This is a genomic window from Neisseria dentiae (assembly GCF_014055005.1).
Lineage (GTDB): Bacteria > Pseudomonadota > Gammaproteobacteria > Burkholderiales > Neisseriaceae > Neisseria > Neisseria dentiae.
Map to the genome: position 1 here is coordinate 1,937,942 of NZ_CP059570.1, position 24,710 is coordinate 1,962,651.

General features: G+C 55.8%; 20 protein-coding genes and 1 pseudogene. 6 read left to right on the forward strand and 15 right to left on the reverse strand.

Going from position 1 to position 24,710, the window contains the following annotated elements:
- Nucleotides 1-96 precede the first annotated feature (96 nt).
- Nucleotides 97-315 carry a hypothetical protein gene (locus tag H3L92_RS09140; protein WP_085366216.1) on the reverse strand — a complete coding sequence of 73 codons (219 nt, stop codon included), beginning with the start codon at nucleotides 313-315 and terminating at the stop codon, nucleotides 97-99.
- A 10-nt stretch (nucleotides 316-325) separates the two neighbouring features.
- Nucleotides 326-889 (reverse strand): C40 family peptidase, encoded by a 564-nt coding sequence (locus H3L92_RS09145; RefSeq protein ID WP_085366215.1) that lies wholly within the window; start codon nucleotides 887-889, stop codon nucleotides 326-328.
- Nucleotides 890-1,164: 275 nt separating this feature from the next.
- On the opposite strand from H3L92_RS09145, the gene H3L92_RS09150 reads away from it, so the two are divergent.
- Entirely contained in the window at nucleotides 1,165-2,814 is a 1,650-nt protein-coding gene (locus H3L92_RS09150; RefSeq protein WP_085366214.1) for an ABC1 kinase family protein, read from the forward strand.
- Nucleotides 2,815-3,323: 509 nt separating this feature from the next.
- Here H3L92_RS09150 and H3L92_RS09155 read toward each other — a convergent pair.
- From H3L92_RS09155 to pyrE, 3 genes are all read right to left on the reverse strand, one after another.
- A complete protein-coding gene (locus H3L92_RS09155) occupies nucleotides 3,324-3,791 on the reverse strand; it encodes a pilin (protein WP_085366213.1) in 468 nt (155 codons plus the stop codon).
- Nucleotides 3,792-3,862: 71 nt separating this feature from the next.
- Nucleotides 3,863-4,321: a pilin gene (locus H3L92_RS09160; protein ID WP_085366212.1), complete on the reverse strand. Its 459-nt coding sequence runs from the start codon at nucleotides 4,319-4,321 to the stop codon at nucleotides 3,863-3,865.
- Between the two features lie 855 nt (nucleotides 4,322-5,176).
- Nucleotides 5,177-5,818 carry an orotate phosphoribosyltransferase gene (gene pyrE, locus H3L92_RS09165; RefSeq protein WP_085366211.1) on the reverse strand — a complete coding sequence of 214 codons (642 nt, stop codon included), beginning with the start codon at nucleotides 5,816-5,818 and terminating at the stop codon, nucleotides 5,177-5,179.
- Between the two features lie 139 nt (nucleotides 5,819-5,957).
- On the opposite strand from pyrE, the gene H3L92_RS09170 reads away from it, so the two are divergent.
- The 3 genes from H3L92_RS09170 (at nucleotide 5,958) to H3L92_RS09180 (ending at nucleotide 8,204) form a co-directional block, all read left to right on the forward strand.
- Nucleotides 5,958-6,770, forward strand: a complete 813-nt coding sequence (locus H3L92_RS09170; RefSeq protein WP_085366210.1) for an exodeoxyribonuclease III — start codon at nucleotides 5,958-5,960, stop codon at nucleotides 6,768-6,770.
- Between the two features lie 240 nt (nucleotides 6,771-7,010).
- Nucleotides 7,011-7,667, forward strand: coding sequence for a hypothetical protein (locus H3L92_RS09175; RefSeq protein ID WP_085366209.1), 657 nt, complete (start codon nucleotides 7,011-7,013; stop codon nucleotides 7,665-7,667).
- 3 nt (nucleotides 7,668-7,670) lie between these two features.
- Complete coding sequence (locus tag H3L92_RS09180; RefSeq protein WP_085366208.1) at nucleotides 7,671-8,204, forward strand: alpha/beta hydrolase; 534 nt, start codon at nucleotides 7,671-7,673, stop codon at nucleotides 8,202-8,204.
- A 284-nt stretch (nucleotides 8,205-8,488) separates the two neighbouring features.
- Here the strand turns inward: H3L92_RS09180 and H3L92_RS09185 are convergent, their stop codons facing one another.
- Together H3L92_RS09185 and dapA are read right to left on the reverse strand one after the other, a co-directional pair.
- The gene (locus H3L92_RS09185) at nucleotides 8,489-9,622 is read right to left on the reverse strand and encodes an NlpB/DapX family lipoprotein (protein ID WP_085366207.1); all 1,134 of its coding nucleotides are present in this window, start codon (nucleotides 9,620-9,622) and stop codon (nucleotides 8,489-8,491) included.
- Between the two features lie 17 nt (nucleotides 9,623-9,639).
- On the reverse strand, nucleotides 9,640-10,515 hold the full coding sequence (dapA, locus tag H3L92_RS09190; protein WP_085366206.1) for a 4-hydroxy-tetrahydrodipicolinate synthase: 876 nt from the start codon (nucleotides 10,513-10,515) through the stop codon (nucleotides 9,640-9,642).
- A 287-nt stretch (nucleotides 10,516-10,802) separates the two neighbouring features.
- Between dapA and H3L92_RS09195 the strand changes: the two genes are divergently transcribed.
- Nucleotides 10,803-12,194, forward strand: coding sequence for a nucleobase:cation symporter-2 family protein (locus tag H3L92_RS09195; RefSeq protein ID WP_085366225.1), 1,392 nt, complete (start codon nucleotides 10,803-10,805; stop codon nucleotides 12,192-12,194).
- A gap of 562 nt (nucleotides 12,195-12,756) precedes the next feature.
- Here the strand turns inward: H3L92_RS09195 and rpoH are convergent.
- The 4 genes and pseudogenes from rpoH to H3L92_RS13355 all read right to left on the reverse strand — a co-directional run.
- Complete coding sequence (gene rpoH, locus H3L92_RS09200; RefSeq protein ID WP_085366224.1) at nucleotides 12,757-13,617, reverse strand: RNA polymerase sigma factor RpoH; 861 nt, start codon at nucleotides 13,615-13,617, stop codon at nucleotides 12,757-12,759.
- Between the two features lie 455 nt (nucleotides 13,618-14,072).
- Nucleotides 14,073-15,617, reverse strand: coding sequence for an apolipoprotein N-acyltransferase (gene lnt / locus H3L92_RS09205; protein WP_085366205.1), 1,545 nt, complete (start codon nucleotides 15,615-15,617; stop codon nucleotides 14,073-14,075).
- Between the two features lie 64 nt (nucleotides 15,618-15,681).
- A complete protein-coding gene (locus tag H3L92_RS09210) occupies nucleotides 15,682-16,560 on the reverse strand; it encodes a DUF808 domain-containing protein (RefSeq protein ID WP_085366204.1) in 879 nt (292 codons plus the stop codon).
- 56 nt (nucleotides 16,561-16,616) lie between these two features.
- Nucleotides 16,617-16,697: pseudogene (locus H3L92_RS13355) on the reverse strand (lipoprotein signal peptidase); the annotation flags it as partial.
- A 544-nt stretch (nucleotides 16,698-17,241) separates the two neighbouring features.
- On the opposite strand from H3L92_RS13355, the gene H3L92_RS09215 reads away from it, so the two are divergent.
- Nucleotides 17,242-18,972 carry a potassium/proton antiporter gene (locus H3L92_RS09215; RefSeq protein WP_085366223.1) on the forward strand — a complete coding sequence of 577 codons (1,731 nt, stop codon included), beginning with the start codon at nucleotides 17,242-17,244 and terminating at the stop codon, nucleotides 18,970-18,972.
- Between the two features lie 187 nt (nucleotides 18,973-19,159).
- On the opposite strand, the gene H3L92_RS09220 is transcribed toward H3L92_RS09215, so the two are convergent.
- The 4 genes from H3L92_RS09220 to H3L92_RS09235 form a co-directional block, all read right to left on the reverse strand.
- Nucleotides 19,160-20,650, reverse strand: a complete 1,491-nt coding sequence (locus tag H3L92_RS09220) for a DASS family sodium-coupled anion symporter (RefSeq protein WP_085366203.1) — start codon at nucleotides 20,648-20,650, stop codon at nucleotides 19,160-19,162.
- Between the two features lie 256 nt (nucleotides 20,651-20,906).
- Entirely contained in the window at nucleotides 20,907-22,160 is a 1,254-nt protein-coding gene (locus H3L92_RS09225) for a complex I 51 kDa subunit family protein (protein WP_085366202.1), read from the reverse strand.
- Nucleotides 22,157-23,797: an FAD-binding protein gene (locus tag H3L92_RS09230; RefSeq protein ID WP_085366201.1), complete on the reverse strand. Its 1,641-nt coding sequence runs from the start codon at nucleotides 23,795-23,797 to the stop codon at nucleotides 22,157-22,159. Before H3L92_RS09230 ends, H3L92_RS09225 begins: the two co-directional genes overlap by 4 nt.
- Complete coding sequence (locus H3L92_RS09235; protein ID WP_085366200.1) at nucleotides 23,794-24,441, reverse strand: 4Fe-4S dicluster domain-containing protein; 648 nt, start codon at nucleotides 24,439-24,441, stop codon at nucleotides 23,794-23,796. The genes H3L92_RS09230 and H3L92_RS09235 overlap by 4 nt, the downstream gene beginning before the upstream one ends.
- Between the last annotated feature and the right edge of the window lie 269 nt (nucleotides 24,442-24,710).

Consider the following 24,710-nt stretch of genomic DNA (forward strand, 5'->3'; position numbering starts at 1 on the left):
TAAACGAATTTTGCAAAGGTTCAGGCCTGAAACCTTTCCTTCCGCAAATAAAAAAACGGAACCCTTTCGGATTCCGTTTTTTATTCTGCGCCGCCTTCAGCTTTTGCGGTAAGGGTTTTCCACGCCGTCTATCAAGCGGTGCAGGTATTCGCGTAGCTGTGCTTCGCCGCAGCCCATCAGCAGCGCGTCTTCAAAAGCATCTTGGGCGGCTTGGTAAAGCTCGGTCATGTTTTCCGTCATCACCTTGATTTTTTCGGTGCAGGAAACGATTTCGCCGTTGTCGCTATACCATTTCGGCATTTCGGGCATACTCATCATAACAGCCTTAATTCAAAAAGCGCGAAGGGTCGTTTTTCTTCACGCGGCGGGCAGTGGCGTATTTGGCTTTCCAATATTTGTTGTTCAGGCTGGTGATTTCGATGCGTTTGCCCGCCCTCGGGGCGTGGATAAAGCGGTCGTTGCCGATATACAGCCCCACGTGCGAAATGCGGCCGCCGCCCATCGTGCGGAAAAACACCATGTCGCCCGGCTGGAGGTTGCTTCGGCTCACATATTCGCCCATTCTGGCCTGTTCGGCCGATGTGCGCGGCAGGCTGATCTGCATACTGCGGCTGAAAATATGCTGCATAAAGCCGCTGCAATCGAAACCCGTGCGCGCCGACGAACCGCCGTAGCGGTAAGCCACGCCGAGCAGCCCCATCGCGCTGCCTATCAAATCGTCGGCATCACTGCGGCTTATGGGCCTGCTGCCGCCCGAACCGCCCGCAGGCTCATATTGCGGAGCCTGCAAACGGATAAGGTTTTCCAAATCATCGGCCTGCGCCGCGCCCGACAACATCAGGCAGAAAGCGGCCAGCGCCGCCGAAAAAAATCGTTTGAAATTTGCCATAGGTGATTCCGTTGTTTGCCGTCCCGCCCGCAGGCGGCCGGAGTGCAATCGGTTTTCAGACGGCCTATGCCGCCCTGATTATGTTATTCTGTGTGCCACGCCGCAGATTTGCAGCCAATAATAAGGCCGCCATGCTGTCGAAAAACAGATCGAAACATGGCGGAATATGCGCCGTTTGCTGCGTGTTTTTTGCCGCCCGCAGGCGGCAAGACCCGATTTTCACAGTAAAAACCCGTTCGTGCAAGGCATGAACCCTGAAAAATACTGCAAAAACCATGATGATTCCAACGCTACTGGCCATGCGCGACTTTGCGCGTATGCGCGAGATTATCGCCATTTTAACCAAATACGGCCTGGGCGAATTTGTGCAGCGCATCAAGCTGTCATACCAGCACAGCACCGATGCCGAACCCGCGCCCGAAAGCCGCTATATGAGCACGCCGCGCCGCTTCCGCATGGCGTTTGAAGAGTTAGGCCCCACATTCGTGAAGCTCGGCCAAGTGCTTTCCACCCGCGTTGATATTTTCAGCGCCGAGTGGATAGAAGAATTCGAGCGGCTGCAAAGCAACGTGGCGCCGATACCCAGCGCCGACATCCGCGCCTTAATCGCCTCCCACCTCGGGCAGCCGGTGGAAAACGTGTTCAAACACATCGACCCCAAGCCCATAGGCAGCGCCTCGATTGCGCAAGTGCACCGCGCCGAGCTTGCCGGCGGCCAAACCGTGGCGGTGAAAATCAAACGCCCCGACATCGAGCCGACCATACAGGCCGACCTGCGCATTCTAACCCATCTGGCCAACCTGATCGAATCAGAAATCCCCGAAACCCGCCGCTACCAACCCGTGCAGATGGTGCAGTATTTCGCCAGAAGCCTTGCCAAAGAAACCGATTTATCGGTGGAGCTGCGCTATATGCAGCGGTTTGAAACCACCTTTGCCGGACACGGCTTTATCCATATCCCCAAAGTTTACCAAGAATATTCCAACCGCCACATCCTTGTGCAGGAATACATCAGCGACACCCTGCTCAAAGACATGCCGTCTGAAAGCCTCGACGCCGCCACCCGCCGCACTCTGGCCGGCCGCATCACCGACACCCTGTTCACCATGATTCTGAAACAGGGCTTTTTCCACGCCGACCCCCACCCCGGCAACATCTTCCTCAACAGCGAAGGCCGCATCACCTTGATCGATTTCGGCCTTGTCGGCCACCTCAGCAACACCCGCCGCCGCGAAATCATCGAACTGATTACCGCCCTTGGCCGCCACGACCAATTCAGCATGCAATATGTGCTGATTAACTGGGCGCAGGGCGAATTGCCCGACGAAAACCTGCTCGGCGCCGACGTGCTCGAAATGCTGCTCAACTACGAACACACCCCCATACGCGACCTGCGCATCAGCCAAGTGATTAACGACATCACCCAAATCATGCGCCGCCACGGCCTCACCCTGCCGGGCGACCTCGTGATGCTGTTCAAAACCCTGATTACCCTCGAAGGCGTGGTGAAACGGCTCGACGGCAGCACCGAACTTTTAGAGCAGGCCAAACCCATCGTGGCCGAAGTGTATGCCGAACGCGCATCGCCCGAACACATTTTGCGCAAAAGCAAAATGCACGCCCAAACCATCGTGCAGGCGCTCGACGAATTGCCGCAAAACCTCTTCCGCTTAAGCCGCCGCCTGCAAAAAGGCCAAGTCGGCCTCAACATCGACTTCAAACACTTCGACCACTTCAGCCACCAACTCGACCGCGCCACCAACCGCCTCACCATGGGCATCGTAACCGCCGCCCTCATCATCGGCTCGTCGATCGTGATGAGCATAGAAACCGGCCCCAAATTCATCGGCTTTCTCGGCTACCTGCTCGCCTTTGCCAACAGCGTGTGGATTATCTGGTCGATTTGGCGCTCGGGAAAACATTGATAAAAAGCGGCTTGTATGCACCGCTTTGGCTGTCTGAAAATATTTTCGGAAAGGTGGTTTGGGTTACCAAACCCGACACCTTGCAATAATAAAACGGGTTTATGTTGGGTTTTCAACCCAATCTACGGCTCTCAAAACAAGCTTTTGGTAGGTCGGGCATTTATGCCCGACACAATCCGCGCCCAAACAAAAGTCGGGCATAAATGCCCGACCTACGGCTACTCTCAAAACAAGCTGAGACCTTTGCAAAATTCAACACCACCTGAAAAACCTGATTTCCGTCATTCCCGCGTAGGCGGGAATCCAGACGCTTGACATTCAAGTATTTGTTTAATCAATAATTCAATACTTCCATCTGGATTCCCGCCTACGCGGGAATGACGATAACTGGATGTTTCAGACGGCCTCAAAGAATTTTGCAAAGGTCTCAAGCTTTTGGTAGGTCGGACATTTATGCCCGACACAATCCGCGCCCAAGTAAAAGTCGGGCATAAATGCCCGACCTACGGCTACTCTAACGTTAAGAGCGGATTATTACATACGGCAGGCACCAAATCTGCATGCAAGTCGGTTCCGCATTCCCATATGCCCGTGTTCATAGAATAGCGCACGGTAATTTTTTTATTTTGTATATTGTCGTTCACACCCGCAGATTTAAACGTTGCCGTAAGCAGGCAGCGTTTATTGGTAGTATCCGAGGAAACCCCGATACCTTCCACATATTTCCCTTCGGTAACCTCACCCGTAAACCATGCGGCCGTATTAACGCATTGCTCAATGCTGCCGGTAGATACCGATTCCACCAAAGGGGTTTTCAAGCCCTTGAGCAACGACATTCCCTCGGCCACTTGCGCTTTACCCGTATAGTTGGTGTACATGGGTAAAGCCAGAGCAGCCAAAATACCGACAATGGCCACAACCGTCATCAATTCAATAAGCGTAAACCCGCTTTGTGCCGTTTTTTTATAGTAATTCATTTGCCCCCCGTTTTTAAGAAAAAGCCCGCTTACGCGGGCTTCAGCATGATTATGTTTGGATTTAAGGATTATTAGCTTTTCGGTTGGCAAGCGGCCGGAGCTACGTTTTTATCCAAGTTGGTATTGCAATCCCATGCGCCGGTTGCGGGCGTGAAAGTCATGGTAATAGTTTTACCTGCAACCTTATCATTAACACCTTCTGTAGCTGCCTTGAATGTGGCAACCACTTCACAAGTGCTATCTTTTGTAGTGGCCGTAATACCACTTACATACTTACCCTGTTTAACAGCACCCTCATACCATGCAGGTTTAGGAGTTGCGGATGAATTACAAGCATTAGTCAAGCTGCTTGAAGCAACTGCTTCAATCAGCGGTGTTTTCATGCCGCCAATCAAATCATAACCTTCGGTGGCTTGTGCGCGGGCGGTGTAATCACCATACATCGGCAACGCAATCGCAGCCAGAATACCGATAATCGCCACAACGATCATCAACTCGATCAGGGTAAAACCTTTTTGAATAGCTTTCATGTTTAAAACTCCAGTTAAAAATTTAAAAGTGAATAAAGTTATTTAATAGTTATAAAAACCGTAATGTGCTTGGCACGTTTTGTACTGCTTGTTACTACAACCAAAAGAAGAAGGAATTTACAGCTTGCCGCTTGGGTTTTGCTTTCTGCCTGGGCTTCGGCTTGGCCTGCTGCGGTTGCAAGGTATCAAGCAAAGGCCGTGCCACCATGAAAAATTTCGGTTCGATTTTTTATATTTTATTGATTTTATGATATTTTAATTTTATGACTTTGTTTTGTTAATGCTAAAGCAATTATTCCAACAAATTGTTAACTTAACTTAACATGACGATTTTCGGCAGCAGGGTGCCGTATTTGCGAACATGAGGGTTATTTTTTTGTCATGCACCGTTTTTTGTCAGTTGGCCGGCATAAAAAGGAAAAGGCCGTCTGAAATATTTCAGACGGCCTGAAGGCGGTAGGTTGGGTTGCCAAACCCAACACCTTAAAGCAATAAAACGGGTTATGTTGGGTTTTCAACCCAACCTACCACTACTATGCAGTCCCCTCCCCCTGCGGGGGAGGGTTAGGGAGAGGGCGGCAAGCCGCGAGGCTTGCTGAATTTATTTAGGCCGTCTGAATATTCAGACGGCCTGAGACCTTTGCAAAATTCAAATTGCTATCTAAAAAATCTGAACTCCGTCATTCCCGCGTAGGCGGGAATCCAGACGCTTGGCATCTAAGTATTTGTTTAATCAATGCTTCAATATTTCCATCTGGATTCCCGCCTACGCGGGAATGACGGAATCTAAGCATTTCAGACGGCCTTAAGGTATTTTTGCAAAGGTCTCGGCCTTTTTATCGGAAAACAATCCAATCATGCCACGCCGTAGCGTTCGCGGTAGGCGCGCACGGGTTCGAGATAACGGCCGAATTCGGCGTGGTTTTCGAGCAGCGAAAGCAGGTCGCGCAGGTTGGCGATGGCCACCACGGGCAGGCCGTATTGTTGTTCCACTTCCTGCACGGCTGATTTTTCGCCCGTGCCTTTTTCCATGCGGTCGAGTGCGATGGCAACGGCGGCGGGGGCGGCGCCTTCGGCTTCGATCAGTTTCACCGATTCGCGCACGGAGGTGCCGGCGGAAATCACGTCGTCGATAATCAGCACGCGGCCTTTGAGCGGTGCGCCCACCAGCACGCCGCCTTCGCCGTGGTCTTTGGCTTCTTTGCGGTTGTAGGCAAACGGCACGTTGATGCCTTTTTCGGCCAGCATCATGGCTGTGGCGGCGGCGAGAATGATGCCTTTATAAGCGGGGCCGAACAGCATATCGAACTGGATTTTGCTTTCGATAATGGCTTGGGCGTAGAAACGCGCCAGCGCAAGGGTGGAGGCGCCGTCGTTAAACAGCCCGGCGTTGAAAAAATAAGGCGATTGGCGGCCGGCTTTGGTGGTGAATTCGCCGAACTTCAATACGTTTTGCTCGAGCGCGAATTTTAAGAAATCTTGGCGGAAATCAGACATTTAAAGGCTTTCTTGAATCGGGTTGGAAATTGCGCCGATTATAGCAAACCTGCGGCGGCGGCAAACGGGCTTTCTGCGGAATAACGGTATTTCGGGTAAAATGCGCGCTTCTGTTATTCTCACTTGATCACACATTTTTATGCTGAAAATTATTTCCGCCAATGTAAACGGCATCCGCTCTGCTTATAAAAAGGGTTTTTACGAATATATCGCCGCATCGGGCGCGGATATTGTGTGCGTGCAGGAATTGAAAGCGCAAGAGCCTGATTTGTCGGAAGATATGAAAAACCCGCACGGTATGTACGGCGTGTGGCATTGCGCCGAAAAGCGCGGTTACAGCGGCGTGGCGGTATATAGCAGGCAGCGCCCCGACAATGTTCAGATCGGTATGGGCATCGAGGAATTCGACCGCGAAGGCCGTTTCGTGCGCGCCGATTTTGGCAACCTGAGCGTGATTTCGCTCTATCTGCCTTCGGGCACCAGCGCGCCGGAGCGGCAGGAGCTGAAATACCGCTTTCTCGATGCTTTCTACCCCATGCTGGCGGAGATGAAAGCGGCGGGGCGCGATATTGTGGTGTGCGGCGACTGGAACATCGCCCACCAAAACATCGACCTGAAAAACTGGAAAGGCAACCAGAAAAATTCGGGCTTTCTGCCCGAAGAGCGGGCATGGATAGGCAAGGTTATCAATGATTTGGGCTGGACGGATATGTGGCGCACGCTCTACCCCGAAGAGCCGGGCTACACTTGGTGGAGCAACCGCGGCCAAGCCTATGCCAACAACGTGGGGTGGCGCATCGACTACCATATGGTTACGCCCGGTCTGGCCGCCAAAGCCGTTCGCGCCCATGTTTATAAAGATGAAAAATTTTCCGACCACGCGCCGTTGGTGGTGGAATATGACTACACGCCCTTGTATGAAAACAATGCTGTTGGCGCGGGTTTGGCTTAAAGCCCGAACCCGCCCGATTCGCAAGATTAAGAGGCCGAGACCTTTGCAAAATTCTTTTCGATACCTTAAAACACTTTCGTCATGCTCGGGCTTGACCCGGGCATCTTTTTGTTTTAGAAGAAAAGGAGATACTCGGGTCAAGCCCGAGTATGACGAAATATAAATAAATTCAGGACTAAAACGACTTTTTTGCAAAGGTCTCAGGCCGTCTGAAAGCCCGTTAAAACAAAGGAGCAAGCCATGAACAAACCTTTTGCCGCCCTGCTGCTCGTTGCCGCCGCCCTGCCCGTTTGCGCGCAAACCTACCGCAGCCAAAATCCTTATACTTCGGGTGAGCTAACCCTTAACCGCTCCCGCTTCGAAGCCTCTGCCGTGGGCGCGAGCGGCAACCTCTGCCAGATTTCGGGCCGCGTCCGCCAACATATCTGGCGCGACGGCAACGGCTGCGAAGTGCATTTCAAAACGGCCAAAAACAGCATCACCTTGAGCGTTCCCGACCACGCCCGCGAAGCCTGCTCCGCCTATTGCGGCCACAACGCCTCTTTCGAGCGAACCTACCGCAAACTCCCCACCGCCTGCACCGAACAGGCCGCCGCACAAACCGAGCGCCGCTTTCAGACGGCCTACCGCGGCAAACGATACGGCGATGCCGTTAAAATCAAACAGCAATATCTGAACCGCTGCGACAGCTTCCTGCACATCACCGAGCAGATGCGCGCGCGCAACGATTTGGCCGTGAGCCACAAAAACGCCGGCAACCCTGAGGCCTGCCGCCGCACGCTGCAACCTTTGGCCGAACATATGGCCGGCGGTTTCACCGCGCCGCCTGTCTATCGTGAAAGCTACGAACGCGAGCTGCAACATGCCCGCTTCAACCTGAAAGCCTGCGGCGGGTAAGCCATGCAAAGCCAAGAACTCGAAGACTTAACCCTGCTGCTGATACGCGATGCCGACGAGGCCGAAATGTGGATAGACCGCTGGGCGGTGAGCTACCCCACCGTGCGCACGGCGGCGGTTTCGCGTGGCCAACCTATCACCGAATGGCAGCGGATTGTCGGCGCGGCGGTGGCCGGCATCCACAGCCGCAACATCGCCGCCGTCGCCCACGGCGCAGGCGTTTCGGGCTGGCTGGCATGGCTTTATCTGGCCGATGTGAATATGCAGAAACGGGTGCGGAACATGATATTGGTGTCGCCCCGCCAAGATGCGCTGCCCGATGATGCGGTGCACACCCTGCAACGGGTGCGCTGCCATTGCCCGGGCGCGCTGGTTATCGGCACCGGCGATCCCGAATGCCCGCAGGAATGGGCGCAACGGCAGGCGCAGCTTTGGGGCGCACGCCTGCTGACCGCCCCGCAAACAGGCCGTCTGAACGGCCATCTGCACGGCTGGCAATGGGGGATGAAGCTGTTGCAGGAAATGTTGCTGAAGTAAAAGGGTGTTTGGCATAAACGGCAGGTCGGGGCTTTTCGAAGCTCATCGAGGCCGTCTGAAATACCCAACCGTCGTCATACCCGGGCTTGACCCGGGTATCTTTTTGTCTAAACAGAAATGGAGATACTCTGGTCAAGCCTGGAGATACTCTGGTCAAGCCCGGGTATGACTCAAGTGTTTTAAGGTGCCTAAAAGAATTTTGCAAAAGTTTCAGGACGTCTGAAAATATTTTTTCAGACGGCCTGATTATTTGCCGTTCGCTATTTAGGCGGAAGGCGCGGTTATCAGCGCAATTCGGTATGCAGGCGGCTCAACCATGCCGAAGCGTCGCTGCCCTGATAGGCGCTGCCGTCGCGGTTAAGCAGGCGGATGCGTGCGCCGTTGTTTACCGGCTCCACATACACAATCAGCTCGGGGCGGGCTGCGGCCGTAGCGGTAGTGTCGGTTTTGCCTTTGCCGAACAGGCGTTTGAAGAAACCGGGCTTTTTAGTGGAAACGGCCGCGCCTTCCTGCGGGGCGGGTTGCACCAAGAAAGCGTGGCGTTCGGCATTTTGGCCGAGCACGGTCAGGCCGATGCGGTCGAGCGCCAGCGCGGTGCGGCGCCAGTTGCGGTTGTAATCGCCGCTCACCAGAATGGCATTGCCGCTGATAGAGGCCAAATCGCCGCCGCTGCGCGCTGCGGGGGCAACGCTGTTGCCCAAGGCGTTTTCGGCCTGTTGGGCATCTACGCCCAAATATTGCATAAAGCGGGCGAGGAACGCGGCTTCAAGGTTGGGGTCGTTGGGGCGGGGCTGCCACATGGTGGTGTCTTTGTTTTTATCGCCATACACTTCCTGCATACCTTTGTGGGCGAAGAAAACGTCGGTGGTGCCGTTGCGGCCGCGCTCTACGCGGATAATGAATTTATCGCGCTCGCTGGTGGAATAAATGCCGCCCAGGCCCACTTTTTCAAACAGGCGGCGCAGGCCGTCGCCGGCGATTTTGGCGCGGTTTTCTGCCCATTCGGTTTCCATTTGGCCGATGGCAGGCTCTTCCGATTTGATTTCAAAACCGTTTTCCTGCCAGAACACTTTCAGCAGCGGCCAGATTTCGGCGGGCTGTTTGCCCTCCACCACCAGCCAGCGCTGGCTGCCGTCGCGCTCGAGGCGCACGCCTTTCACGCCTTGCAGCACGGCTTGGTTGGCAGGCTGCTGTGCGCCGTTGCGGCGTGCCATATCGCTGGCGCGAACCGCGCCCGAGCCGGCGGGAATCTGATACATATTGCCTTGGTCGGGATTGGTCAAATCGGGCGGAACTTCAAGGTTCACCACTTTGCGGTTTTGGGTTTGGTAGTCGAGCTTGGGCTGTTCTTTGCTGCCCGAGCAGGCGGCAAGGCCGGCAAGGGCGATAAGGGATACTGCCGTTTTGATGCGGTTCATTAGCGGGATTCCTCCGGTTAAATCAGTTGGGCGCTTTTCAGCGCGCTGCGTACTTTGTCTTGGCCGTCTGAAGAAAGTTCAATAATCGGCAGGCGCACATGGGGTTGGCACAGACCCAGTTGGGAAAGCGCCCATTTGGGGGCGGCGGGGCTGGGTTCGCAAAACATCACGTCATACACGGGAATGAGCTTTTTGTTCAGCTCGCGTGCTGCGGGAATATTGCCGGCGATGGCTTCGCGGCACATATCGGCAAACAGTTTGGGGGCAACGTTGGCGGCCACCGAAATCACGCCGTCGCCGCCGCAGAGCATAAACGCCATGCCGGTGGGGTCGTCGCCCGAATAAACGGCGAAGCCTTCGGGGGCGCGGTTGATCAGGTCGGTTTCGCGGGCGATGTCGCCGCTGGCTTCTTTTACGCCGACGATATTGGGGATTTCGGCCAGGCGCAGAATGGTTTCGTTGTTCATGTCCACCACGGTGCGGCCGGGCACGTTGTAGATAATCATGGGGATGGCGGTGGCCTCGGCGATGGCTTTGAAATGGCGGTAAATGCCTTCCTGCGAGGGTTTGTTGTAGTAGGGAACCACCGACAGGGTGTAGTCGGCGCCCAAACGCTCGGCGGCTTTGGAAAGCTCGATGGCTTCTGCGGTGCTGTTGGCGCCGGTGCCGGCAATCACGGGCACGCGCTTGTTAACATGTTTGACGGTGGCTTCCACCACGGCCAGATGCTCCTCTGCCGGCAGGGTGGCGCTCTCGCCGGTGGTGCCTACGGCCACGATGCCGTCGGTGCCGTTTTCGATATGCCAGTCGATCAAGGTGCGAAGTTCGCCGTAATTAACGCTGCCGTCTGCATTCATGGGGGTGATCAGGGCAACCAAACTGCCTTTTAACATGGTAAAACCTTTATTTCTCGAACGTTCGGTAAAGTAGGCCGATTGTAGCCTACTTTGAAATAGATGGGAAATGCTGATTACACGCGCCCTGCAAAGGTTTGCAAAGGTTTTTGAGGCCGTCTGAAAGCGTTTCAGCGGCTTTTCAGACGGCCTGTTTTTATGCGGTTATGCTGAAAGGCGCGGTTTTCCAAACCGAACCTGCCGCTTTGAAATTGAAGTTAACGCTCGAATTGCTTACAATCCGCGCTTACAAATTTTATCGTTCGGTTACATATAAGGAATTTACGATGGCAGCCCCTCTATCCCGCAAGGGCGATACGCCCGATTTGGTTTACCGCCTCGAAGACAAACCGCCTTTCCCCAACGCGCTTTTGAGCGCAATCACCCACCTTTTGGCGATTTTCGTGCCGATGATTACCCCCGCGCTGATTGTGGGCGGTGCGCTGAAACTGCCGCCGGAAATGACGGCCTATCTGGTGTCGATGGCGATGGTGGCTTCGGGCATCGGCACTTATTTGCAGGTTAACCGTTTCGGGCCGGTGGGTTCGGGCATGTTGTCGATTCAGTCGGTTAACTTTTCGTTTGTGGGCGTGATGATTTCGCTGGGCTTGGGCATGAAAGAACAGGGGTTGGACGAACACGCCATGCTCTCCGCCCTGCTCGGCGTGGCGTTTGTGGGCGCGTTTCTGGTGGCCGGCTCGGCATGGCTGCTGCCCTATCTGAAAAAAGTGATCACCCCCACCGTGAGCGGCGTGGTGGTGATGATGATCGGCCTGAGCCTGATCAGCGTGGCAATTACCGAATTCGGCGGCGGCTATGCGGCCATGGGCAACGGCACGTTCGGCGCCTGGCAAAACATCGCGCTGGCGGCTTTTGTGTTGGCAGTGGTGCTGTTTTTCAACAGCCTGAAAAACCCGCTCTTGCGCATGAGCGGCATTGCCGTGGGCATGATTGCGGGCTATGTGGTGGCGCTGTTTCTGGGCATGGTGGATTTTTCGGTGTTGGACAACCTGCCGCCGGTTACCGTGCCCGTGCCGTTCAAATACGGTTTCGATTTCCAATTCGTTCCGTTTCTGGTGGCCGGCTTGGTATATCTGCTGAGCATTTTTGAAGCGGTTGGCGACTTAACCGCCACGGCGATGGTGTCCGGCGAAGATTACGAGGGCGAAGAATTTCAAAAACGCCTGCGCGGCGGCGTGTTTGCCGACGGCTTGGTGTCGGTGATTGCCACCGCGCTGGGGTCGCTGCCTTTGACCACGTTTGCGCAAAACAACGGTGTGATTCAGATGACCGGCGTGGCCTCGCGCCATGTCGGCAAGTATATCGCCGTCATTTTGGTGCTGCTGGGGCTGTTTCCCGTGGTGGGCCGCGCGTTTACCACCATTCCCAGCCCGGTTATCGGCGGTGCGATGGTGCTGATGTTCGGCCTGATCGCCATTGCCGGCGTACGCATCATCATGACCAACGGCATCAACCGCCGCGAAGCCGTGATTGCCGCCACTTCTATCGGCTTGGGTTTGGGCGTGAGCTTCAAACCTGAAGTGTTCGCCCTTCTGCCCGTGAAAGAGCTGTTCCAAAACCCCATCTGCATGGGCGGCACGGCGGCGCTGCTGATGAACCTGATTATGCCGCGCGACGAAGGCGAAAAGGTTTATTTGAGCGACGAGTTGGATATCTGATTGGGGATTCGGCAGGCTGATGCCTTTGCAAGTGTTTAGGCCGAAACCTTTGCAAAAATACTCTAAGACCGTCTGAAATGCTTAAATTCCGTCATTCCCGCGCAGGCGGGAATGACGGAATTCAGGTTTTTTTATTAGGTGGTATAGTGAATTCAAATAAAACTCCGAAATGAAATAACTGCATTCAAACTTGCAATTGGGCTATATGCTAAAGAATCGTTTTACCCTACTTCGGCATTCTTATTTTAATCCACTATAATTTGGATTTTGCAAAAGTCTCAGGTGTTGGAATCGGTTGAAAAAAAAGATGCCCGGGTCAAACCCCGGCATAACGTTGGCGTTTGATCGCGGTTTGGGTTTAAACCGTGATATAGTGAATTCAAATAAAAACTCCGAAATGAAATAACTGCATTCAAACTTGCAATTGGGCGATATGCTAAAGAATCGTTTTACCCTACTTCGGCATTCTTATTTTAATCCACTATAAAAAACTTCAGGCCGTCTGAAACATTCAGACGGCCTGAAATCGTTTGGGCATTTGCCGTTAAGAAAACCTCAAGCGTTAAACGGCTTCGGCCTCTTCGGCAAGGAAACCGCGCAGTTTCTGCATGGCTTTGGCTTCGATTTGGCGGATGCGCTCGGCGGATACGCCGTATTCTGCGGCCAAGTCGTGCAGGGTCAGCCCGCCGTCGTCTTGCAGCCAGCGGCTTTCGACGATGCGGCGGCTGCGGTCGTCCAATTGCGCCAACGCGTTTTGCAAGCCTTCGGTTTGCAGGGCGTAGTGGGCTTTTTGGGCGATTTGGCGGGTCGGCTCGGTATCGTTGTCGGCCAGCCAGTCGATGGGGGCGAAGCTGTCTTCATCGTCGCTGTTGTCGGCCATAATGCCGATGTCGCGGCCGGTCATGCGCTGTTCCATCTCGAGCACTTCTGAAAGTTTCACGCCCAAATCGTCGGCGATTTCCTGTGCTTCTTTGGGGCTTAAGGCGTTGAGGTTTTTACGCATGCTGCGCAGGTTGAAAAACAGTTTGCGCTGCGGTTTGGTGGTGGCCACGCGCACCAGGCGCCAGTTGCGCAGGATGAATTCGTGGATTTCGGCCTTAATCCAATGCACGGCAAACGAAAACAGGCGCGCGCCGCGGGTAGGCTCGAAACGTTTCACCGCCTTCATCAGGCCGATATTGCCTTCTTGAATCAGGTCGGCTTGGTTGAGGCCGTAGCCGTCGTAGCCGCGCGCAATCGATACGACAACGCGCAGGTGCGAAAGAATCAGTTGCTTGGCGGCCTCGAGGTCGCCTTTCTGTTGGCGTTCTGCCAGCCGGGTTTCTTCTTCGGCAGAAAGCATGGGAATGTTGTTTACGGTATGAATGTACTGCTCCAAGCTGCCGTGACCGCTGGGTACGGGTAATGCAAAGGCGTTATTCATGGTCATTGATTGGCTTTCCTTATATTGTGCGGAGCCGGTTTCGGGTTTGCTGCACCGGCCTTGCTTATTAAACTCGTTTCTCTGTATGGTTTCAATACTCAATAGGTAAACTTTTGTATTTTTAAGTTTTCGATTGATTTAAAATATTTGAGTGTTTTTATCGGGAATAGTTCCCTATTAAAACACAGTTTCGGTTTATTGTGTGGTTTTATTCTTAAGGCTTTATTAGGGAGTGTAGTCAGAAAGCGTTGCGGCGGTATTTTTGGCTAAAATCCGCATCTGCGGCGTTAGGTAGCATAGCGGACTTGCGAAGCTAAAATGCTCGCAAGATGTCCAATCTTGCTGCGCTTTTTGCCTTGCATCTGCGAATTTTCCCTCAAAAAACCGCTTCGCAAGCCTTCTGACTACACTCCCTAGTGCTGGAAATTTTTACGCCCCGGCCGTCTGAAAACCGCTTAGCGGCGGTATCTGCCCCACGCAAACAAACCGGCGGCCAACACGCCCAACAGGATAACGAGCGGCCATGAGCTGCCGAGTTTCATATACGGGGTTTCGCCGGTATAGCCTTCGATGCGCCCTTCCAACACGGCGGCGGTGTCGGGGGCGGCCAGCGCGGCGATGCGGCCTTTCGGGTCCACGATGGCGGTGGCGCCGGTGTTGGTGGCGCGCACCATATAACGCCCCAGCTCCAGCGCGCGCGCCTGCGACTGCTGCAAGTGTTGGAACATGGCGTTGGATTTGCCGTACCACGCCATATTGCTGGCATTGGCCAGCAGCGTGGCCTGCTTGGCCGAAGCGATTAATTCGTCGCCGAAGCCGTCTTCATAACAGATGTTGAAAGCCACTTTCTGATTGGCCATCTGAAACGGCGCTTGGGCGCTGCCGCCGCGCTTGAAGTCGGCCAGCGGCATATTCATCATTTGGTAGAGCGGCTCGGTAAGCCACGGCAGCGGTTTGTATTCGCCGAAGGGCACCAGGTGGTTTTTGGCGTAATACGGAATGCGGTCCGGCGCTTCTTCGCTGTAATGCGAGAGATTGATAACGGCGTTTTCATAGTCGCGGCCGTCTGAAGTGTATTGGCTGATGCCTATGGCCAACGCGCTGCCGTTTTCTTTGGCCTGCCAGGCAAACTGCGCCAGCAGCCCTTGCGGCAAATCCTGCCGCATCAGCGGGATGGCGGTTTCGGGCAGAATCACGATGTCGGCGCGGCTGCCCGCCACTTGGGCGTAATAACGCTCGACCGTGGGGGCGAAATGTTCGGGCGTCCACTTCAGCGTTTGCGGGATATTGCCCTGCGCCAATGCCACGGTGGCGGTGCTGCCGTCGGGGCGGGTGAAGTCGGTGTATTTGGCGGCGAAACCGGCGGCGGCCAGCAGCACGATGCCGCCCAAAGCCGCCGCGCGCTGTTTCAGACGGCCTGAATTATCCGCCAGCAACACCAGCCATGCGCCGATGCAGGCGGTGGCGAGCGTAACCAGATGGATACCGCCCAGCGGGGCGAAACCGGCCAGCGGGCTGTGGTCGGCGATTTGCGAATAGCCGAGCGCACCCCAGGCAAAACCGGTAAGCAGGCGTTCGCGGGCGAATTCGGTGAGCGTCCACAACAGCGGCAGCGCCGCGCCGATGCGCCAAGCACGCGGCAGGTTGAATTTTTTCAGCAGCCAGAAAGCGGCGGCGGGATACAGGGCGAGAAACGCGGGCAGCAGAAAGGTGAGCGGCACGGCGTAAAGGTTGGGCAGGCCGGAAACGGTGTGCAGCGCGGTGTGTATCCAATAAAACTGCGCGGCATAACCGATCAGGCCGAACAGATAGGCGCTTTTCACGGCGTGCTGCGGGCGCAGCTCGGTCAGGCGGATTAACGCGCCGAACAAGAGCGGCATCAGCCAGAAATGGTAATACGGCGCAAACGTTAACGGTGTTGCGACGGCAATCGCCAGCAGCAGCGGCCAGTAACACAGCGGTTTCTGCCAGAGTTGTTCGAATTTTTGAATCGGGTTCATAAGCGGGTTTGTTTGATAAGGCCGTCTGAAAAGCATTTGTTTGCTTTCAGATGGCCTTACGGTGTTAATGCGCTTTTTTCTTGCTGAATAATTTCATCACCGGCAACACCACCGCGCACACGGCCGCGCCGGTTAAAACGCCGACCACCAGCGTGGCGAGCTGCCCGATCAGGCCGGTGTCCCAATGCAGGGCGTGCAGGAAATCGTGCACGAAGCCAACGTTGTGGGCAATAATGCCGCCGCCCACCAAAAACATCGCCAGCATACCCACCACGCTCAGGCTGCGCATAAACCACGGCATAAACAAAATAATGCCCTTGCCCAACGCGCGCGCGGCGGAAGAGGGTTTGTTCATCAGCCACATACCGAAATCGTCGGCCTTCACGATGCCGGCCACCAGGCCGTACACAACCACGGTCATGCCGATGCCGATGGCCGACATCACCAGCGACTTGGTGAGCAGGCCGTAAGCGCCCACCACGCCCAGCGCGATGATGATGATTTCGGCCGACAAGATGAAATCGGTGCGGATGGCGCCTTTGATTTTGGTTTTTTCATCGACGATTTCGTCGCTGGCGGCATGATGGCCGTCGCCGCCGCTGTGTTTGTTTAAAAATTTGTGCAGCAGTTTTTCCACGCCTTCGAAACACAGAAACGCGCCGCCAATCACCAGCAGCGGCGTAATCAGCCACGGCAGAAACACCGACAGCAGCAGCGAAAACGGCACCAGTATCACTTTGTTTATCAGCGAGCCTTTCGCCACCGCCCACACAATCGGCAGCTCGCGGTCGGCGCTCACGCCGGTTACCTGGTTGGCATTCAGCGCCAGATCGTCGCCCACCACGCCGGCGGTTTTTTTGGCGGCCATTTTGGTCATCACCGCCACATCGTCGAGCACCGAGGCAATATCGTCGAGCAAAGTAAAAAGAGAGGCAAAAGCCATAATATTCCTATAAATGTTTCGGACAGACCGCGCATTATAGCCGATTTCGCCACATTCTGAGACCTTTGCAAAACCCCCGGATGTGGATGCAGTTCAAGGCGTAGCAGCGCAGCGAGTGCGGACATATCATAAAGATAGAGACCTTTGCAAAATTCAAATTGCTATCTAAAAAATCTGAACTCCGTCATTCCCGCGTAGGCGGGAATCCAGACGCTTGGCATCTAAGTATTTGTTTAATCAATGCTTCAATATTTCCATCTGGATTCCCGCCTACGCGGGAATGACGGAATCTAAGCATTTCAGACGGCCTTAAGGTATAGTGGATTAAAATAAGAATGCCGAAGTAGGGTAAAACGATTCTTTAGCATATCGCCCAATTGCAAGTTTGAATGCAGTTATTTCATTTCGGAGTTTTTATTTGAATTCACTATATTTTTGCAAAGGTCTCAGATAGGCAAGCGAGCGAGCAGTACCCTAAAGGGCATAAACGCACAACGCAGAAATGTGCCGCAGATGGAGGTTTTGCAAAGGTCTCATTCTTTCAGACGGCCTCCCGAAAGGTGGCAAGGCCGTCTGAAAGAATGTGGCGAAACCGCCGCGTTTCATTAAGAAACAAGCGTTTTCATGCTAAAATGCGTACGTTTCTTTCATTTCATAAAACACACACATTCACAAAAAATTATGGACGGACTCAACAGTTTATTTTTGCTCTGCGGGCTGCTGCTGTTTCTCAGCGTGATTTCCACCACGCTGTCGGCACGGCTCGGTATGCCGCTGCTTTTGATGTTTTTGGCCGTGGGCGTATTGGCGGGCGAAGAAGGCATAGGCGGCATTGAGTTCGACAACTTTTTCACCGCCACCGCCATCGGCCAGCTGGCTTTGGCGGTGATTCTGCTCGACGGCGGCCTGCGCACCAAGCTCGACAGCTTCCGCATCGCCCTCAAACCCGCCGCCGTTTTGGCAAGCTGGGGGGTAATCGCCACCGTGGCGCTGTTGGGTGTGTTCGCCACCTGGTATATGGATTGGGACTGGCGCTTCGGCATCTTAATGGCGGCCATCGTCGGCTCCACCGACGCCGGCGCAGTATTCAACCTGCTGCGCAACAGCGGCGTGCGGCTTAACGAACGCGTGCAGGCCACCCTCGAAATCGAATCGGGCGCCAACGACCCGATGGCGATTTTTTTGGTAACCGCGCTGATTTCGCTCACACTCACTCCAGAAGAGTCGGGCGTGTTGTCTTTTTTATGGATGCTGCTGCTCCAACTCGGCTTCGGCCTGGCCGCAGGCTTTATCGGCGGCAGAATCCTCTCGCGGCTCACGCGCCGCTTAAACCTCGCCGAGGGCCTGTATGCGCTGATGATTGTTTCGGGCGGCCTGCTGATTTTCGGCCTTACCAACCTGATCGGCGGCAGCGGCTTCTTGGCCGTGTATCTGGCGGGCATCATCGTCGGCAACCGCCACAGCCACGCCACCGAACACGTTTTGCGCGTGATGGACGGCCTGGCCTGGCTGGCGCAAGCCAGTATGTTTGTGGTGCTCGGCCTTTTGGTTACGCCCCACCGCCTATGGGAACAAGGCTTGGACGCCCTGGCCATCGCCGCCTTTCTGATGCTGGTGGCCCGCCCGATTGCAGTGGTGAGCGGCATCTGGAAATTTCACTACAGCCGCCGCGAAATGGCCTATATCAGCTGGGTGGGGCTGCGCGGCGCGGTGCCGATTACACTGGCCATGATGCCGCTGGTGATGGGCGTGCCCAACGCACTCATGCTATTCGATGTGGCTTTTGCCGTGGTGATACTGTCGCTGCTGATTCAAGGCACCACCATTCCCGTGGTGGCGCGCTGGCTCAAAGTTACCGTGCCGCCCAAACCCGAGCCGACCGACAGCCGCGAAATCTGGCTCTCGGAAAGCGAATCGGTGCCGCTTTTGGCCTATGAAGTGCTGGCCGACTCCGACGCCGAAGGTATGCACCCCGACGAAGTGGCGCAGGATTTGGATTTGCTCTCCACCCGCTGTTTCGCCCTAATCCGCAACGGCAAACGCGAAGAGCTGGGTTTGGACACCCGCTTGCAGGCAGGCGACATCGCCTGGTATATCGTGCCGCCCGAGCAGGTGGAAACCATCGCCAAACGCTTTGCCGAAACCGGCAGCTCCGTGCGCATGAATTTCAACTTCTTCGGCGAGTTTGTGGTCAACCCTTCGAGCATGGCGGGCGACTTGGCCGACGCCTACGGCTTGCAGCTTAACGAAGAAGAGCGCAACCTCACCCTGCGCGGGCTGTTTAAAAAACGTTTCGAGGGCAACCTGCCGGTGGAAGGCGACCGTATCCACATCGGCGACTTCATCCTCACCGTAAAAGAAACCGACCACGACGGCTCGATGAAATGGCTGGGTTTGAAATGCCCGAGTTAAAGTTAAGAGTCAAACCGAACCGCGCACGGCATACCAACGAGGCCGTCTGAAAATTTTCAGACGGCCTTATTCATGGTGTTTGCCAATTGGACGGCCGTTTCCGATTCAGCCTGAAAACAAAAATACCCGAAACAAGCCCGGGTATTTTTCAGACAACGTGTCGGTACGAAACAGAGGTTCCCTATTCCTACCAATAACCCAACACCTTCCACCACATCACGCCGACGGTGGCGAAGATGATGATTTCGACTACGCTCATAATGAAACCGGCTTTCCACCATTCGGTCATGGTAACGTAGCCCGAGCCGTAAATCACGGGCGAAGAGCCTGAAGCATAGTGGGTCAGCGACATCATGATGCTGGTGGAAGCCGCCAGCACCAGCGCATAGAGCATGGGCGGTGCGCCGAGGGCAAGGCCGGCGGCGTAGAATGCGCCGAGCATGGCGGTAACGTGGGCGGTGCCGCTGGCAAACATATAGTGCGAATAGATATAGGCCAGCGTGAGCAGCCCGCAGCCGGCCACCCAGTTTAAGCCGAGGCCGGAAATGCTGCTTCCCAACACACCCGAAAACCAACCGATCAGGCCGAGCTTATTCAGGAAGGTGGCCATCATTACCAATGCGGCAAACCAGATAACGGTGTCCCATGCGCTTTTTTCTTTCAGCACGTCATCCCAAGTGAGCACACCGGTGAGCAGCAGCAGGCTGAGGCCGATAAAGGTGGTGGTGGTGGCGTCCACTTCGGCCGCTTTGCCGAAAATCATGGCGGGAATGCCTGCCCACAACACCAGCAGCAAGCCGAAAATGCCGAGCATAATCCATTCGTTGCGGGTCATCGGCCCCATTTCTTTGAGCTTTTCTTTGGCAAGCTCGGTGGCGTTGGGGGTTTGTTTGATTTCGGGCGTGTAGAGCCAGAAGAGAATCAGCGGCATCAGTATCATGGCCACCAGGCCGGGCACCACCATAGCTGTAAACCAAGTGCCCCAGCTGATGGAAATATTGGAATGGGTGGCCTCGGCAATCAGTTTCACCACCAGCGGGTTGGGGGCGGTGGCGGTGATGAACAGCATGCAGGAAATAATATTGGCGTGGTAATTCACCAAAGCCAGATATTTGCCGATTTTGCCTTCGGTGCCGTTTTCGGGGTCGGAACCGAAGCTGGCGGCAATCGCACGCATCACGGGGTGCACGATGGCGCCGCCGCGGGCGGTGTTGCTGGGGGTTACGGGGGCGAGCACCAAATCGGAAATCACCAGGCTGTAGGCCACGCCGAGGGTGCGTTTGCCCCAGATGGCGATAAACATATAGCCGAAACGGGTGCCGAGGCCGGTTTTCAGCAGGCCGCGCGAAATCATAATCGCCACACCGATCATCCAGATCAGGGTGTTGTTGAGGCTGCTCAAGGCATCTTTGGCGGCCTGTGCGGCGGGGTTGGCGATGGCTTTGCCGGTTTCGGGATTAACTTCGGGCACGGTGATGCCCAAGAGCGCCACCAGCGTCATGGCGATAATGGCCACTGCGCCGATGGGCATGGCTTTGCCGATAATGGCGGCGATAATGCCCACAAACAATGCCAGCAGGTGCCAAGCCTGTGCCGAAACACCTTCGGGCACCGGTATGAACCAGATAACCAGTGCCAGCGCCAGCGCAACCAGCGTGGGGATAGGTTTGAAACCCATAATGAAACTCCTCTTGGTTTAAGGGTATTTGGAAACATTTTTGTTTTTCAGACGGCCTCAAGTTGCAAGCAGGCCGTCTGAAAACGTGTTACCGCACTTCTTCGCGCCTCCAGGGTCTGTCGATAATTGACCGGCGAAGCGGTTTTTTGAGGCAAAAACCGCGTATGCAAGGCAAAAAGCGCAGCAAGGTTGAACACCTTGCGAGCATTTTTAACGCCGCAGACGGGGGATTTTGACCAAAAATACCGCCGTTGCGTTAATTGTCGGCAGACCCTAGGCCGTATTCCTGCGGAAACGTGCGCATCGAACTTTGCGTTACCGTTACCGCGCCGTCTATCAGGGCGCAGCGGCCGCTGCCGGGCAGCAGGCGGCACAGGCTTTGCAGGGCGCGCAGGTCGTCTTCGGTGCTCACGCCGCTGTCGATGCGGTTGAGCAGGCGGGCGAGCTGGAACGTGCCGCCTTTGCACGGCGGGCATTGGCCGCACGAATTGGTGGCGAAAAATTCCACATATTCGGCCACTTTGCGCACCACGCTCGTGCCTTCCGAAATCACAATCATCGCGCCCGTGCCCAAGCTGGAATGGCGCGCGCGCACCGAAGCGAAGTCGAGCGGCACATCCAAATCGGCGGCGGTGAGCAGCGTGTTGGAAGGGCCGCCGGTAAACACGGCCTTAAAGGCGCGGCCTTCGAGCATACCGCCGCCGTGCACGAAAATCAGATCGTGCAGGGTGGTGCCCATCGGCAGCTCATACAGGCCGGGGTTGAGCACGTCGCCCGAGAGCGAATAGAGCTTGGTGCCGGAAGCCTCGCCCTCGCCGAGGCTGCGGTACCACTCGGCGCCGTTGCGCAGAATGTGCGGCACGTTGGCGAAGGTTTCGGTGTTGTTGATTAACGTGGGCTGGCCGTCCACCCCGCTTTCGGCGGGGTAAGGCGGCTTGCGGCGCGGAAACGGAAAGCCGCCGTCGAGCCAGGAAACCACGGCGGTTTCTTCGCCGCCGATATAGCGGCCTGATGTTTCCACCAGCTTCAAATGCACGGGCTTGCCGAGAAAGGCTTCCAGCTTGCCCATCAGGCCGCTGCCCTGCCATTGCGCGATGGCGGCGGAAACGGCGGCGATGGATTCGGTTTGGTGCGGGTTGATATACAGCACCACATGGTTGGCGCCCACGGCGGCGGCGGCGATCAGCATGCCTTCGATAACCTGATGCGGCGTGTGCGCCAGCAGGTAGCGGTCTTTGAAAGTGCCGGGTTCGTCTTCGTTGCCGTTGCACACGATGTATTTGTCGCCCTTGGAGCCGGAAGCCGCTGCGGCGGCCTCCCATTTGCGCCACGAAGGAAAGCCCGCGCCGCCCATGCCGGCAAGGTTGGCATCGCGCAAGGTGTTGATGATGTTGCCTGCGTTTGCCAATGCGGCCAGCAGCCCTTCGCCGCCGCCCACTTTAATCCACGCCTGCAAGTCGGCACCCACCGAGCGCGAAGGGTGCATCAATAAGGTGTTGGCTTCGCTCATTTCGCGCCCTCCTGAAGTCCTGCGTGTTCACGCAAATCGAATGTGCCGTAGTTGGGATAAAGCACCGGCGCCTTGGTTTCGCTTTTGATGCCCGCGCGCGTTAATTCGCGTTGCAGGTTATACACATGGGCGAAGCCGCCGCGCTTTTTCTGGAAGGGATGGTCGGAGCGGACGATGCCTTTTGCCGCCGCCTCGCCGGCACGGCGGCCGAAGCTGATGATGTCGAGCAGCGCGTTGCCCATCAGGCGGTTGCGGCCGTGGATGCCGCCGGTTACTTCGCCCGCACCATACAGGCCGGGAATGGAAGTGGCGCCGTTGCCGTCGATTTCCATGCCGCCGTTTTGGTAGTGCAGGGTCGGGTGGATCAGCATGGGTTCGACGGCGGGGTCGATACCGCATTTGTGGGCAACGTGCGCGAGCGATACCAAGCGTTTGAGCACGTCGGGGTCTTTGGCAATCAGGCGCGGCGTGTCCAAAAACACGCCCACCTGCTTGCCGCGCACCACGCCGCGGCCTTCGGCCACTTCGCGCAGAATCGCCGCCGCCACCACATCGCGCGGTTGCAGCTCGTCAACGAAACGTTCGCCCAAACCGTTCACCAAATGCGTGCCTGCCGAGCGCACGGCTTCGGAAATCAGCACGCCCACCAAATGGGCGGGATAGGCCACGCCGGTCGGGTGGTATTGGAAGGAATCCATATCGCGCAGTTTCGCCCCCATGCGGTAGGCCATCACCAAGCCGTCGGCGGTGGCGCCGTAGTGGTTGGAGGTGGCGAAACCCTGCAAGTGCAGGCGGCCGCTGCCGCCGGTAGCCAGAATCACGGCTTTGGCGTGCGCCACCAGTAGTTTGCGGCGTTCCAAATCGTATAACACCGCGCCGACGCAATGGCCGTGTTCGTCAGACAACAATTCGACGGCCGGGCAGCGGTTGAGCTGGGTGATTCTGCGCTCCAGCTCCACCGCTTCGCGCAGCACGCGCATCAGTTCGAGGCCGGTAAAGTCGCGGTAGCACAAAATACGCGGAATCGTTGTACCGCCCGCGCGTTTGCGTTGCAGGCGTTTGCTGTTGCCTTCGTCTTTCACCATATCGAAGTTCATGCCGATGCCGATCAGCCAGCGGATAACCGAAGGGCCGTCTGTAACCATTTGCGCAATCAGCTCTTTGTTGCCGGCATGGTGGCCGCCTTTGAGGGTGTCTTCATAGTGTTGTTGCAGGCTGTCTTCTTCGCCGACGGCCGCCTGAATACCGCCTTCGGCCATCACGGTGTTGCTGTCGCCGATGCGCAGTTTGTTGGCGATAATCACCGGTGCGCCCGCTTCGGTGGCCGCCAACGCAGCCGCCGCGCCCGCACCGCCGCCGCCGATTACCAACACATCGGTATCGAGGTGTTCGGCACCGGCCAAGTCGAAATCATCAATCAGCGGGCGGCTCAGCAGCAGCTTGGCCAACTCGGGGTGGCAGTCGCTGCCTGCGTTGGCGCCCACGGGCAGTTTCACCCGCGCATCGGCGCGGTAGTCGGGGTGGTAGCCGTTGAGCAGCATTTCTTTGGGCGGCAGATCGCTTCGCATTTCCAGTTTGGAGTCGCGCAGCGCTTGCAGGGCCTGTTCGTAGGCAATGCCGGTTACGTTAGGGTTCATGGCTGCACCTCCCCGTCGGCGCGGATATCCACTTTCATCGCACCGCTGTTGATTTGCTGCAAACGGCGCATCAGATCAACCGGACGCAATGTGCGCGCAGCGCGCATCCGGCGTGCAAACAGCCCCACATGGTTGGGGCGGATGTTTTCCGGGCAGGCCAGCGTGCACAGGTTGCACATCACGCATTCGTCGAATGTGATGGTTGCGGCCGAAAAGTCGCCCGCCACCACTTGCGCCACACCGATTTCCACCTGCAAGCCTTTCGGGCAGGCGCGGTTGCAGCCGCCGCAATGGCGGCAATGGGCGGCTTCGGGGAAAAAGCGCGCGGTGTCGTCGAGCCTGCTCCAGCCGTCGCCCATGTCTTCCATATCGTAGTAGTGGACGTGTTCGGGCATGAAATAATCCATAAAACTCACCTGCATACCCTGCTCCACTTTGGTTTCGCAGCCCAATGCGGTGGTAACCTCGCGCTCGCCCTCCCTGCGTATCATGCAGCGGCACGAACCGCACACGCCCTGCCCCATGCAGCCCACGTTGGCGGTTAACACATGGCCCGAACGGGCATAGGCCTGAATAATGGAATGCTCGGGCGAAGCCTGTATTTCGCGCCCGTCGATAATCAGGCTCAAAGATTCTTCACTCATGTTTGTGTTCCTGTAATAAATTTTCATTTTTTCTACCGGCCAAGCCCGATTAACCATGCGGTTTTAGCGGCGGCTTGCAGCATTTTGAAAATTCTTCTTATTAATCAACTATTGGTGGCGTAATTTTATTCTAACCAGAAACCGCACAACGGTATTTAAATGTGTTATTTGACTACAATCAAATGTATCCCAAGTAAGCACCCGCCCTCAAACAAAGCAAGATTTTGTTTTATATAACGATAATACAATGTAATCAGATGTTGTCTTTT

Excerpts from the sequence above, each read along its gene's own strand:
- H3L92_RS09140 (WP_085366216.1), bottom strand. The coding sequence starts at position 315 with ATGAGTATGCCCGAAATGCCGAAATGGTATAGCGACAACGGCGAAATC.
- H3L92_RS09145 (WP_085366215.1), bottom strand. The coding sequence starts at position 889 with ATGGCAAATTTCAAACGATTTTTTTCGGCGGCGCTGGCCGCTTTCTGC.
- H3L92_RS09150 (WP_085366214.1), top strand. The coding sequence starts at position 1,165 with ATGATGATTCCAACGCTACTGGCCATGCGCGACTTTGCGCGTATGCGC.
- H3L92_RS09155 (WP_085366213.1), bottom strand. The coding sequence starts at position 3,791 with ATGAATTACTATAAAAAAACGGCACAAAGCGGGTTTACGCTTATTGAA.
- H3L92_RS09160 (WP_085366212.1), bottom strand. The coding sequence starts at position 4,321 with ATGAAAGCTATTCAAAAAGGTTTTACCCTGATCGAGTTGATGATCGTT.
- pyrE (WP_085366211.1), bottom strand. The coding sequence starts at position 5,818 with ATGTCTGATTTCCGCCAAGATTTCTTAAAATTCGCGCTCGAGCAAAAC.
- H3L92_RS09170 (WP_085366210.1), top strand. The coding sequence starts at position 5,958 with ATGCTGAAAATTATTTCCGCCAATGTAAACGGCATCCGCTCTGCTTAT.
- H3L92_RS09175 (WP_085366209.1), top strand. The coding sequence starts at position 7,011 with ATGAACAAACCTTTTGCCGCCCTGCTGCTCGTTGCCGCCGCCCTGCCC.
- H3L92_RS09180 (WP_085366208.1), top strand. The coding sequence starts at position 7,671 with ATGCAAAGCCAAGAACTCGAAGACTTAACCCTGCTGCTGATACGCGAT.
- H3L92_RS09185 (WP_085366207.1), bottom strand. The coding sequence starts at position 9,622 with ATGAACCGCATCAAAACGGCAGTATCCCTTATCGCCCTTGCCGGCCTT.
- dapA (WP_085366206.1), bottom strand. The coding sequence starts at position 10,515 with ATGTTAAAAGGCAGTTTGGTTGCCCTGATCACCCCCATGAATGCAGAC.
- H3L92_RS09195 (WP_085366225.1), top strand. The coding sequence starts at position 10,803 with ATGGCAGCCCCTCTATCCCGCAAGGGCGATACGCCCGATTTGGTTTAC.
- rpoH (WP_085366224.1), bottom strand. The coding sequence starts at position 13,617 with ATGAATAACGCCTTTGCATTACCCGTACCCAGCGGTCACGGCAGCTTG.
- lnt (WP_085366205.1), bottom strand. The coding sequence starts at position 15,617 with ATGAACCCGATTCAAAAATTCGAACAACTCTGGCAGAAACCGCTGTGT.
- H3L92_RS09210 (WP_085366204.1), bottom strand. The coding sequence starts at position 16,560 with ATGGCTTTTGCCTCTCTTTTTACTTTGCTCGACGATATTGCCTCGGTG.
- H3L92_RS09215 (WP_085366223.1), top strand. The coding sequence starts at position 17,242 with ATGGACGGACTCAACAGTTTATTTTTGCTCTGCGGGCTGCTGCTGTTT.
- H3L92_RS09220 (WP_085366203.1), bottom strand. The coding sequence starts at position 20,650 with ATGGGTTTCAAACCTATCCCCACGCTGGTTGCGCTGGCGCTGGCACTG.
- H3L92_RS09225 (WP_085366202.1), bottom strand. The coding sequence starts at position 22,160 with ATGAGCGAAGCCAACACCTTATTGATGCACCCTTCGCGCTCGGTGGGT.
- H3L92_RS09230 (WP_085366201.1), bottom strand. The coding sequence starts at position 23,797 with ATGAACCCTAACGTAACCGGCATTGCCTACGAACAGGCCCTGCAAGCG.
- H3L92_RS09235 (WP_085366200.1), bottom strand. The coding sequence starts at position 24,441 with ATGAGTGAAGAATCTTTGAGCCTGATTATCGACGGGCGCGAAATACAG.